The sequence below is a fragment of the Rhodonellum sp. genome (genome assembly GCF_030656585.1).
Lineage (GTDB): Bacteria > Bacteroidota > Bacteroidia > Cytophagales > Cyclobacteriaceae > Rhodonellum > Rhodonellum psychrophilum.
Genome location: NZ_JAUSPP010000017.1, coordinates 30448 through 43392, shown reverse-complemented (window position 1 = coordinate 43392; position 12945 = coordinate 30448). Strand labels below are relative to the sequence as shown.

8 protein-coding genes are annotated in these 12945 nt (G+C 42.8%); 4 read left to right on the top strand and 4 right to left on the bottom strand.

Going from position 1 to position 12945, the window contains the following annotated elements; all coding sequences use genetic code 11:
• Positions 1–158: 158 nt before the first annotated feature.
• Both Q7J63_RS03295 and Q7J63_RS03290 read right to left on the bottom strand, forming a co-directional pair.
• Entirely contained in the window at positions 159–1232 is a 1074-nt protein-coding gene (locus Q7J63_RS03295; protein ID WP_304883957.1) for a mannose-1-phosphate guanylyltransferase, read from the bottom strand.
• Positions 1233–1241: 9 nt separating this feature from the next.
• A complete protein-coding gene (locus Q7J63_RS03290) occupies positions 1242–2210 on the bottom strand; it encodes an SIS domain-containing protein (RefSeq protein ID WP_019599062.1) in 969 nt (322 codons plus the stop codon).
• Between the two features lie 103 nt (positions 2211–2313).
• Between Q7J63_RS03290 and recQ the strand changes: the two genes are divergently transcribed.
• The 4 genes from recQ (at position 2314) to Q7J63_RS03270 (ending at position 7714) form a co-directional block, all read left to right on the top strand.
• On the top strand, positions 2314–4491 hold the full coding sequence (recQ, locus tag Q7J63_RS03285) for a DNA helicase RecQ (protein WP_019599061.1): 2178 nt from the start codon (positions 2314–2316) through the stop codon (positions 4489–4491).
• 14 nt (positions 4492–4505) lie between these two features.
• Positions 4506–5804, top strand: coding sequence for a phosphoribosylamine--glycine ligase (gene purD / locus Q7J63_RS03280; RefSeq protein ID WP_304883956.1), 1299 nt, complete (start codon positions 4506–4508; stop codon positions 5802–5804).
• Positions 5805–5949: 145 nt separating this feature from the next.
• A complete protein-coding gene (locus tag Q7J63_RS03275; protein WP_033405393.1) occupies positions 5950–7263 on the top strand; it encodes a regulatory iron-sulfur-containing complex subunit RicT in 1314 nt (437 codons plus the stop codon).
• Positions 7256–7714, top strand: coding sequence for a gliding motility lipoprotein GldH (locus Q7J63_RS03270; RefSeq protein WP_304883955.1), 459 nt, complete (start codon positions 7256–7258; stop codon positions 7712–7714). The genes Q7J63_RS03275 and Q7J63_RS03270 overlap by 8 nt, the downstream gene beginning before the upstream one ends.
• 322 nt (positions 7715–8036) lie before the next feature.
• Here the strand turns inward: Q7J63_RS03270 and Q7J63_RS03265 are convergent, their stop codons facing one another.
• The gene (locus Q7J63_RS03265) at positions 8037–11996 is read right to left on the bottom strand and encodes an AAA domain-containing protein (RefSeq protein WP_304883954.1); all 3960 of its coding nucleotides are present in this window, start codon (positions 11994–11996) and stop codon (positions 8037–8039) included.
• Between the two features lie 6 nt (positions 11997–12002).
• On the bottom strand, positions 12003–12815 hold the full coding sequence (locus Q7J63_RS03260; protein ID WP_304883953.1) for an SDR family oxidoreductase: 813 nt from the start codon (positions 12813–12815) through the stop codon (positions 12003–12005).
• Positions 12816–12945: the final 130 nt, after the last annotated feature.

Genomic DNA, 12945 nt, shown 5'->3' with positions numbered 1-12945 from the left:
CTTTTCAAGGGCTTTTTGCTGTTTTTTGCTTTGTGTTATTGATTAAATCCCATGATAATTATGGTTCAAAAAAATCAAAGGCCAAATAATGAAACTGGATTGAAAACAAAAGTAAAAGATGCACTTCAATCAAAACACACTTTTCCTCACTTCATTCTTTAAACAAAGTCCTCCCCTTTTTCCTTCGCATCGCTGACAAATTCCCTGAATTTTTTTTCGGCATCCAGTTTACAGATGAGGATTACATTCTCGGTCTCATTGATCAGGTAATTGGACAAGCCTTGAACCACTACCAGTTTTTGGGGAGAGACCTTGATGTAACAATCCTTGGTATCGTAAAGCAGGGCATTTGCCTCCACCACATTATTGTCGCTGTCTTTGTTTTGATTTTCATACAGACTCCTCCATGAGCCCAAATCCGACCAGCCAAAATCCCCTAAAATCACATAAACTTCATTCGATTTTTCCATGATTCCATAATCAATGGAAATGCTTTTGACCTGGGAATAGGCCTTTTTTAAAAATTCCTCTTCTTTTGGAGTATTGAAAAAAACTTCTCTTTCCTCAAATACCTCTGCCAATTCTGGCATGTGTTGCTCAAATGCCTTGAGAATGCTTTTGACTTTCCAAACAAACATGCCTGAATTCCAGACAAAATCCCCACTCTCCACAAAGGCTTTGGCAAGCTTAACATTGGGTTTTTCGGTAAAGGTCTTTACCTTTTTATCCAAGCCATTGGGATTGTCGAGGTATTGGATGTATCCAAATCCAGTTTCGGGGCGATTGGGTTGAATGCCTATGGTGATCAAATGGTCTTCAGTATCTGCTGCCTGAACCGCAGAATTGATTTTTTCCCTAAAGTTTTCTTCCTGAAGAATCAGCTGGTCCGAAGGCGTAACGATTATTTTGGCATCCGGGGATTTGAGGGCTATTTTGTAACTCGCATAGGCGACACATGTAGCTGTATTCCGCCGGAGAGGTTCCTTGAGGATTTGGTGTTCCGGCACATCCGGCAATTGTTCCCTGACCAGGTCATAATATTTTTTATAAGTCACTACATAAAACTGGCTTTTATCCGAAATCTTCAAAAACCTGTCATAGGTCATCTGCAAGAGGGTCCGGCCTGTACCCAGGATGTCTAAAAATTGCTTTGGTCTTTTGTTTCTACTATAAGGCCAAAAGCGAGAGCCTATACCTCCCGCCATGATTACAACATAGGGTTTATTGTTCATGTGCGTATTTTAAACGATTCCTTCTCTCATCAAATCATGAATATGGACAAATCCGGCGATATTTTCACCATCTAAAGCCACCAATTGCGTAATATTAAACTCTTTCATCCTATTGAGTGCCCTTATTGCAAACTCATCTTTGGAAATTGTCTTGGGTTGTCGCGTCATGATGTCACTCGCTTTTACATTTTGGATGTCCGTACGCACTTGGAGCATTCTCCTCAAATCCCCATCGGTAATGACCCCCAAAAGTTGGTTTTCTTCGTTTACCACCGCAGTGGCACCCATCCTTTTTCCGCTAATTTCCACAATCACTTCGGAAAGCGAAGCATTTTCCTTGACGAGGGGAATCATGTTTTTTGGAATCACGTCTTCCACAGTCAGATAAAGTTGTTTTCCCAATGATCCTCCCGGATGGTATTTTGCAAAGTCTTCACTGGTAAACCCCCTCGCTTCCAACAGGCAAACCGCAAGTGCATCTCCAAGGGCCATGTGCGCCGTGGTGCTCGTGGTAGGCGCCAGATTATTGGGGCAGGCCTCTGCTGCAATGGTCGCATTGAGAACAAAATCGGCATGCTCTGCAAGAAAACTCTCCATATTGCTGACAAGGGCGATCAATTTGGATCCGGATCTTTTCAGCAAGGGAACGAGGACTTTGATCTCAGGAGTATTCCCGCTTTTGGAGATACAAATGACAAAATCATCTTTTTGGATCATGCCCAGATCACCATGAATGGCATCGGCTGCATGCATGAAAATCGCCGGCGTTCCAGTCGAATTCATCGTGGCCACAATTTTATTAGCAATAATTGCACTCTTCCCGATTCCGGTGACCACCACCCTACCCGTGGATGCCAAAATGGCTTCCACACAGGCTTCAAATTCATCGTTTATAAAAAAAATAAGATTTTGGATGGCATCTGCCTCCGTTTGGAGAACTTTTATAGCACTTAATTTAATATTTTTCGTTACCTTCAAAATTACCGCGGTTAATCGTTAAATTTGTGTCAAAGGTAAATAAAGAATTCCTTTAATGTTAAGTGTTAACCCAAATGCGGAACATTAAAACCGTCAATGTAAAGTGGATCAAACCGTAAAAGAGAATCTCAAGCAAATATTTGGTTTCAGTCAATTCAGAGGGAACCAAGAGCTTATTGTAGACAACATATTAAGTGGCAGGAATACTTTCGTCATCATGCCTACAGGTGCCGGAAAATCGCTTTGTTACCAGCTTCCGGCTGTAATCAAAGAAGGAACTGCAATCGTCATATCCCCCTTGATTGCTTTGATGAAAAACCAGGTGGACCAGATGAATGCCTTCAACATTGAAGCCCATTTTCTGAATTCAACCTTGAATAAATCAGAGACAACAAAGGTCAAAAAAGGCGTTTTGTCAGGAAAAACCAAGTTGCTTTATGTAGCTCCGGAGTCCCTCACCAAAGATGAAAATGTGAAATTCCTCAAAGAGGCCAACATCAGTTTTGTGGCCATCGATGAAGCACATTGCATTTCGGAGTGGGGTCATGACTTCAGGCCCGAATACCGCAGGATCAAATCGATCATTGCCCAAATCGGGGAAAACCTTCCTATCATCGCACTGACAGCCACTGCCACCCCAAAAGTGCAGCAGGATATTCAGCGAAACTTGCAAATGGAAGAGGCGGACCTCTTCAAATCGTCCTTTAATCGAACCAACCTTTACTACGAAGTGCGGCCAAAGATTAAAAACGAAACCAAAAAGCAAATCATCAAATACATCAAATCCCAAAAAGGGAAATCAGGCATTATTTATTGTCTGAGCAGAAAGAAAGTTGAGGAAATCGCTGAATTGCTGAAAGTAAACGGCATCAATGCCGCTCCCTACCATGCAGGTTTGGACGGTCATGTGCGTGTGAAAAACCAAGATGATTTTCTCAATGAAGAAGTGGATGTCATCGTGGCAACCATCGCCTTTGGAATGGGAATCGACAAGCCGGACGTAAGGTATGTGATCCATTATGATGTGCCCAAATCCTTGGAAGGCTATTATCAGGAAACCGGAAGGGCTGGAAGAGATGGCCTTGAAGGACATTGTCTGATGTTCTATAAGTATGATGACATCGTCAAGTTGGAGAAGTTCAACAAGGACAAGCCGGTCACCGAAAGGGAAAATGCAAGGGTTTTGCTTCAAGAGATGGCTGCTTACGCAGAAAGCTCGGTTTGCAGAAGAAAAGTATTGTTGCATTACTTCGGTGAGTTTTTGGCAGAGGATTGCGGCCAGTGTGACAACTGCAAAAAGCCCAAGGAAAAATTCGAGGGCATGGACTATTTGCTTCTCGCAATAGAAGCCGTCAAAGTCACCAATCAAAGGTTCAATCTTGAGCACCTTGTCAAAGTATTGCGTGGGGAAGGCAACGAGTACATGGCAAGCTATGAACACGATCAACTCCCAGTATTTGGAAAGGGCAAGGATCTGGATGAGAAAACCTGGAGAACCATCATTCGCCAAGGCATGATCATGGGTTTCCTTGAAAAGGACATAGAAAATTATGGAGTTGTGAAAATGGCTGCTTTGGGAGAATCTTTCTTGACCGATCCTTTCTCTGTTCAGATCAGCAAAGACCACAATTTCGAGGAAATTGCCGAAAATGAAACTTTGGAAAATCTCTCCAACAGTGCGAAAGCCTACGACGAGAGACTATTTGAACTGCTGAAAGCAGAGCGAAAAAAGATGGCAAAGTCAAAGGGCTTGCCACCATATATCATTTTCCAAGATCCTTCACTGGAAGAAATGGCGACAGTATATCCCACCACAAGGGAAGAACTGGCCCAGATCAATGGTGTGGGAATGGGGAAAGTGGTGAAGTTCGGACTTCCTTTTATCAAACTGATTGAAAATTATGTAGAGGAAAATGATATCCTAACCGCATCTGATGTCGTGGTAAAAACCTCCGGCACCAGGTCAAAAGTGAAGATCTCTATCATTCAGCAGGTGGACCGAAAGGTGAATTTGGACGAAATCGCCGAAAACCTCAACATCTCCATGTCTGAATTGCTCCACGAAATTGAACAAATCATTTACAGCGGCACCAAACTCAACATCAATTATTACATAGAAAACATCATGGATGAGGACAGAGAAGATATTCTCCAAGACTACTTCATGACTTCGCATACCGACAACATCAAAGCAGCACTTCTGGAGCTGGAAAGTCAGGACTTTGCCGAAGAGGAAATCCGTGTGTATCGTGTGAAATTTATTTCTGAGAACGCCAACTAAAAAGAAATTCTTAGATGAATATATTATTGTTAGGTAGTGGAGGAAGGGAACATGCCTTCGCTTGGAAAATAGTACAAAATAAAAATTGTTCTCGTCTTTTTGTGGCTCCGGGAAATGCCGGAACAGCCGCCATAGCCACGAACGTGGCCATTTCAGTCATCGATTTCGAAGCCATTTCCAATTTTGTATTGGAAAATGATATCGCTTTGGTGGTGGTTGGTCCGGAAGAGCCTTTGGTAAGGGGTATTGTGGATTATTTTATTTCCAATCCCAAAATCTCCCATATACCGGTGATCGGACCTAGCCAGAAAGGCGCTTTGTTGGAAGGATCCAAGGAATTTTCCAAAATGTTTATGCAGCGGCATGGGGTACCGACTGCGGCGTATGGTACTTTTACCACCGAAAACATTGAAGAAGGTTTTGAATTTATCCAAAGCCAAGCCCTCCCGATTGTCCTGAAAGCCGACGGGTTGGCCGCCGGAAAAGGTGTTTTGATTTGCCTTTCCCACGAAGAAGCCATTCAATCTTTGAGGGAAATGTTGTTGGAAAGAAAGTTTGGAGAGGCATCCTCGAAGGTGGTCATCGAAGAATTCCTCGATGGAATCGAATTGTCGATTTTTGTGGCAACAGATGGTAAAAATTACAGGATTCTACCCGAAGCCAAGGATTATAAAAGAATAGGAGACGGAGACCTAGGCTTGAATACCGGTGGAATGGGAGCCGTCAGCCCAGTTCCTTTTGCAGATTCGGAATTTCTACGAAAAGTAGAGGAAAGAATCGTTATCCCAACAGTCAAAGGCTTGGAAAAAGAACAAATCCCGTATGTGGGATTTTTGTTTATCGGATTGATGAATATAGACGGTGAACCCTTTGTCATCGAATACAATGTGAGGATGGGAGATCCCGAAACCCAAGCGGTCCTTCCCCGGATCAAAAGTGATTTTCTTGACTTATTGATTGCGATGGGCAATCAAAAACTCGATGAATACACCCTGGAAATCGAACCCTTCACCAGCACTACGGTGGTCATGGTCGCAGGAGGGTATCCAGGAGATTACGAAAAAGGAAACAAAATTGAGGGTTTGGACGGACATTTGACCGACAACAAATCCTTCATTTTTCATGCTGGAACTTCCTTGGAAGCCAATTCTGAAGTCCGCACCAACGGGGGTCGTGTGTTGTCCGTTACAGGCATAGGAGAAGATGTGGAAGAAGCACTCCAAAATGCCTACAAGGGCGCGAGGAAAATATCCTGGAAGGATGTTTTTTACCGAAAAGATATCGGACAGGATATCTTGAAATTAGTGAAATAAAGTTTCATCAATCAAATTAACAAGGAGATTTTGCTCCTTTTGGATATATATAAATATGGCAGGATGTACTAGCTGCTCTACCGACACGGGCTCCAGCGGGGGTTGCCAAAATAACGGCACGTGCGGGACAAGCGATTGTAATAAAATGAATGCTTTCGATTGGTTGTCCCACATGGGGATACCTGAAGTTGACAAATTTGATATCGTAGAGGTTAAGTTCAAGGGTGGAAGAAAAGAATATTACAGAAATGTAGACCATATCCAACTGACCACCGGAGACCCAATCGTGGTGGATGTTCCCAGCGGCCATCACATTGGTTATGTCTCCCTTCAGGGAGAACTGGTAAGGCTTCAAATGCAAAAGAGGAAGATCAAAAACGACGACGATATCCTGAAAATCTATCGGGTCGCCAATCAAAAGGATCTTGAAAAATGGGAAGAGGCTAAAAACCGTGAGATCCCAACATTATACAGAACCAAGCAGATCATAGACGAATTCAAGCTTGAAATGAAACTCTCTGATGTAGAGTATCAGGCGGACAATTCGAAAGCTACTTTTTTTTACTCTGCCGAAAACCGTGTGGATTTCAGGGAATTGATCAAAACCCTTGCCGGAGATTTTAAAATCCGGGTTGAAATGAGACAAATCAGTCTACGCCAAGAAGCGGGTAGATTGGGTGGAATCGGAGTTTGTGGAAGAGAACTCTGCTGCTCCACATGGATCCATGATTTCAAAAGCGTGAGTACTTCGGCTGCACGGTATCAAAACCTTTCCCTGAATCCAAGCAAACTTTCCGGACAATGCGGCCGGCTTAAGTGCTGCCTCAATTATGAGCTGGACACCTACATGAATGCCTTGGAAGATATCCCAGCAGTGGAGAAGCCTTTGCAAACAGAGACCGGAAATGCAAAACTGCAAAAAACAGACATTTTCAGGAAACTGATGTGGTTTAGCTATAACAATGACAACAACTGGCATTCGATCAGCTGTGAACGTGTCAAGGAAATCCAGGAACTCAATGCAAAAGGAATCATCCCGAGTGATTTGACGAATAACCTTGGCAATGAATCAGAGGAGAGGATTTCAAAATCCAATTTGGAGTTGGAAATGCTGGACAAAAAATTCAGCACGGTCAAGAAGAAGAAAAAGAAGAACAAACCAAGACCTGCCGGAGAAAACCTTTCCAATACAGGAGCTGTAAAATCTGAAAAGAACATCACAGCCGCTCCGGGAAGGGAAAAATCTCAGGACAACACCGGAAGAAACAGGAATCCACGCAGAAATCCTGAGCAAAAAAACAAGCCTCTCCCAAAAGAGGATCAGACAAAAAAGCCACTTCCAAGGGCCTCTGATGACAAACCAGCGAATGACAAGCCTAGGGAAAACAAACCCAGAAGGAAAAAATTCCCCCCAAGATCCAAAGGAAACGACCAGAATAAAGGAGAGAAAAATGACTAAGCTTTTTTTCAACTCCTGTTTATTGTTTCTTTTGTTCGGGCTATTTTCCTGTGATCGAAGCCGGATTTTCGAGGAATATCGTGCCTTGGATTCGAAGACCTGGAATGTCCAAGACACAATCTCATTTGAGTTTCCCTATCCCATTGAGGATGGGGAAACCATTTTGGGGATCAGATACAACCAAGATTATGAATACCGAAATCTGTATGTGCGGTATTTCCTAAAAGACAGCTTGGGCAACAACATTGAAAATCAATTGCTGGAAATCCCTCTATTTGAAAGTATTTCCGGAAAACCGATCGGCAAAGGATATGGCAGTACTTTTACCAAATACGATACGATTCCTTTGGTCACTCAGGAAAAATTCCATTCCATCCAATTTCTACAATACATGCGGATCGATGATTTGGTCGGAATAGAGGCCGTTGGTGTCAAAAAGGTGAAGCGCTAATTGGAAATTGGATTCAACCCGTTTTATCCAGTATCAATTCAATCCCACCTCAAAATTGCCTTATAATCAGTCAATTGTTTACTGTTTTGGACTTCAAAGTCTTGGCAACACACCTTATTCTCCAACTAGCCTGATTTTCTTGCAGTTTCAACACCCATTGGGAATCCTACTGCATATTTCGGATTCAATGAAAGGGATAAAAAAATTTACCCAAAACGACAACAGGATCGCTACCATTTCCCCTCCGAATCATCCATTTTATTATTGCAAAACCCAAGATCAATTGGATTTCTTTTCTTGAAAAAATACCGAGGAGGGACTTCTATTTTTCTTTCGTAGCCTTTGCAATCAGCTTGTTTCCCATCCAATATTGGCGGCTGAAATAAAACCGATAAGGCCATCCTTTTTCTTTGAGTTGGAGAGGGTGGAAAACAAAAGCCTCCTTTGACCCAGTCGCATTATAAAGTCTATAATCATCGGTGAGGATTGCCTCTTTGTAGTCCTCTTTTTTCTTGACTGTCAGGTCCATCCAAGTGGATTGCGGATATTTTTCGACGGTTTTTTTCCCATGAGCCCCTTCCAAAACATTTCTTAGGTACCAAGAGACTTCAAAACCTTGGCTTGTTTTTTCTTCAATCACCACAGGAATGCCTTTGGTGACTTCTTCCACAAAATGCAGATAATCGCGTAGCATTTTGATTCCCTCATTCAGGAGCTGTTTTGGCTTAAAATCACGTGAAGTAAGACTTGTAACCAAGGTGATTTTTTTTCTTGACCTGGTGATCGCTACGTTGAGCCGGTTTATTCCACTTTTTTTGGACAGCATGCCAAAATTCGCGATTAATTTCCCGGCTTTATTGCTGGCATAACCGACAGAAAAAATCACCCAATCGTATTCATCTCCCTGTACATTTTCGATACTCTTCACTTCCAAATTCCGAAGGATAACATGCGGATCCTCCCCCACCATTTGGCGGATAAGTTCCATCTGAAAAAAATTGAACGTGATCACACCAATGGTATAATCCGGATATTCCGTTTGTATTCTTTTGATCAAAATCAAGACCTCGTCTGCTTCTGATGCATTGGTTTGGTTTTCCCAAATCCCCTCCACCTTTACCAATTCAAAGGGGATTTCTTTGCTATTGGCCAAGGCCAATTCAGGAAGCATCTGGAGTCGATTTTCATAGAAATGTTGGTTAGAAAAATGGATCAAAGGCAGTTGTGCACTCCGATAATGCCCTTGCAACCAAAATTTCTGAAAATAATTCGAGGCCAAATCCAGCAAGGATTCCGTTTCTACGGCTATACCCTCCTCATCGGATGCCAACCTCACTTGGTAAAGATCAAAGGGTTGCAATTGCTTGGAGTCTCCGGCAATGACCACTTGCTTTCCCCTGAGCATGGCAGGAATACCTCTTTCGACAAAGCATTGTGAGGATTCATCAAAAATGATCAAGTCGAAAGATTGTTTCAGAGGAAACAATGCGGAAACAGTTTCAGGGGAGGCCAGCCAACAGGGCACCAACCTAAAAATCTCCTCCTCGAATTCCTCAACCAGCTTTTTGATTGTCCAGAGTTTTTTCTTTTTGCTCACCTGATGGAGCAAATCCCGATAGGTCATTAGATTATTCAGTCTGTTGTATTCTAGATTTTGAAAGGTTTTCTCCCTGAGCCTTAGCTCTGCGATAAATCGCGACAGTCTCCACTTTTCCTTTACGGCAGCCATCAATTCTTGCTGGATATTGACAGACTTGGCGGTGCTTACCTCCTTTAAAACTGGGTATTTGGATTCGATATGCTCTATCCAACTCAATTGTAATCCAGTGGTAAAAGCTGATTTTAAACCATCAAAATCCCTGTCTGGATAACTGTCCAACAATCTATTCATCACCGTCAAATCCACTGGCCTCAATCGATGAATCAGGCTGTCGAAAGCGACCAATTCGTCGAAGACAAAGGGCACCTGCTCCTTGAGTGAAACTATTCCATTCTGAATGTTTTGCGTGACTAGGTGCTGGATCTGGATCTTGCTGAGATAAAGACTCCAGTAATTCATTTGTTCCTCCAATTGGGTCACGTGGGAAAGAATTTCATTAATTGAATCCAAAGTCCTCTCACCATTATGGAAAAGCTTCAATAGGAATTTTCCGGAGGCCCCCATTTCACCTAAGGCCAAACATGCCTTTACCGCATCCAAAAGAGACGAGACAGAATGGTTAAAACCAATGAAATCGAAGGGCTTTGCAGGTAAATCAATCCAGGATTTTCCAGTCAATAGCGTATATTGATGGTTGAGATTCAATCGGTTTTCCAATTTCTCCACCAGTTTTTGCACACCTTGATCGCTTTTTTTCAAACCGTTTTTTTCCAAAAGTGCGAGGATGGGATCAAATCGATTTTTTTTCCAAGGAAGATGAATGGAATGCCACCAGCCTTTTCCCTGATTGGAATATTGAATGGCCAATTGGGCAAAATGTTCTACCTCTTCATTTGGAGCATGCCATTCGACACCTTCTCCCGAAAGCAGTGATTTCACGGTTTCTATCTTATGCTCCAGCCAGAGCAAATCGAATTCGGCGGGATCTAGGTCTTTGATAGAATCAAAGCTGGCCATGGAATCGGACAAATGCAGCAAATGCTTCAATTCTAGCAGTTTACTTTTTTGCTCCAAAAAAGAAAAAAGGAAGGAAATATCAAAATCAGCCGCTTGTCCAAACGAGGAGTGGAATTGGTTTTTGCATTCCTCCACCTCCATCAGCACTTCCTGAAGCCGCTTCGATGCGCTGCTGCCAAGACCACTGAAATCCACACGGTGCAGCCAAAAGGATTCAGGTTTTTGATACTCCCGATAGTATTCGGAATATTCCTTCAAATCCCTGAAAAAACCCTCAAGCTTATCCCATAAGAACTCACGGTAATATTGATTCATATCCAAACCTTCCTCCGAAAGCTTGGAAACCATGTACAATTCCTTGACGGGGATCCCACATTCTTCGGTATTGAAAAGCCCTTTTTTCAATTCATCGAAATAATCCACGTGGGAATCGATCAGTCTCGACAGTTTGATGAATTGACGTTCCAGTTGTATGGCATCAATTGTCCTGTTCAGATCCTGATACTTTTCCAAGGAATTGATCTGTTCTTGGATGTTTTTGAAAAGTTCTTTTTTGTCCGACCTAAAATCATGGACCAAGGAGAGAAAATCACCAAACCCCGCTTTTTCCAATCTTTTGTAAACCACATCCAATGCTGCCCTTTTTTGGGAAACCACGAGGACTTTTTTGCCCCTGGCAATATAATCAATGGCAAGATTGCTGATCAATTGGGACTTTCCCGTCCCTGGAGGTCCTTCCACGACGCAGGACTTCCCCATGCGCACCGCCTTCAAAACCTCCTCCTGACTTGCATCCAAGGGGAAAACCGGATACATCTGATCTTCCCTTGGCGAATTCATTTCTACTTCTTCTGGCGCAAACCATTTGAAAAACAAGTGCTCCAGATCCGGAAACTCCTCCCCTTGAAGCAGCTGTTCATAATCTTGGATCAAAAAGCTGGTTTTTTGTGAGTACTGACCCAAAACTGCAAAGGGCTTGAGCTTCAATTTACCAGTATCAAAATCGCTTTCATCTTGGCCTTTGGAAGAATCCGGAAAACTCAGGATTTTATCTTCAAAAAGTTCATGGGTAAAGTTGAGGGAAAGCTCATTTTCCAAATAGCGGTAAAGCTCGGTCCTGAAAGCAACCGAATCCTTGGAAAAATCCTCCAATGCATTTTCGGCCCCGTTTTTTTCAAAGGGTTTTCCATACGCTTGGGTATATGCCAAAAGAAAAGCCTTGTTGAGAAAAGGAGGATTGCCCTCCTGCTTTTTAAGTTGCCACGAATTATTTTCCTTTACCAAATCCACCGGAAAGAGAATGAGAGGGCACCGGATGACTTGATCATTGATCAGCTTTCCTTCTACATAAGGCCAACCAACAAACAGGCTTTTTTCACCCGTTTCATTTTCTGCAAGCTGCACAAGATGTTTGATTCTATTGAGTCTTTGGGAAAGGAGATTGATATTTTTGTCCCGGGGATCGGATACCGGAATGAGAGGGATTAGGTTTTTTCGCTTGAGGAGCAATTCAATGTACTCAAAACTAGGGTGCTGATTAAGGAAATGAAATTCATTCAGGTCTATCATTTGGGAAGGAACCAACTTGGATAGGTAAACTGACCTGTTCCTACTGGAAAGGTCCACCAACCTATTGAGATATACCTGAAAGATGTCTTTGAGCATGCTGGATTATTTGAACGGGGAATCTTTCTCTTTGGCCATGTGCTTGTACACAATCCCGTCCATGATACCGGGTATCCATTTGTTCAGGAAAACAGCCATTCTCCCTTGTTGGGTCAACACCAAATCCCGCTTTCTTTTCAGGGTTGCCTTCAAAATCTCATGTGCCACTTCATCCGCAGTCATCAACTCCCCCTCTTCCCTTGGGGATTCTCCTTGTAAAGTCCCATCGGCTCTGAGTGCATTTTTACGGATATTCGAGGCCGTGAATCCAGGGCAGGCTACCAATACATGAACTCCTCTTTTCATTACCTCAGTTCTTAAGGATTCAAAAAATCCATTCATGGCAAATTTACTCGCCGTATAGGCTGTTCTTGCAGGTGTGCCACGATAGCCATTGATGGAAGAGATCCCGATGATGGAACCTTTGTTTTTGAGGATTTCGGGCAAGCAAAATTTAGTGGCGTACACTGTACCCCAAAAATTGGTATCCATGACTTTCCTAAAAACCTCCAAGTCCAAGTCCTCAAAAAGAGAGCGCATCGAAATCCCAGCGTTATTGATCAAGATATCGATTTTTCCAAAACGCTGAATGGAGGCAAAAGCGATACTTTTATTGTCTTCTTCCGAGGCTGCGTCCGCTAGTATACCGAAAGCCTCAATCCCAGCTTGCTGCAATCTGACCAAGCTATTGTCCAGATTGATTTGACTGCGTCCGGTGATGACCACTTTTGCGCCTTCCTTACCAAAAACCAAAGCGCAAGCCTCCCCTATGCCTGAGGTGGCGCCGGTCACGATTACAACTTTGTCCTTTAATTTCATTGGTATTCAATTTGGGTTTAAAGATAAAAATTTCAGATGGTCAATGGATGATTTTTCGGATTTCATTTCATCCTCCCAAAAGCAATGGTCAGCAAAAAAAGAATGAAAATCCTTCACTGTCCTCGATAAA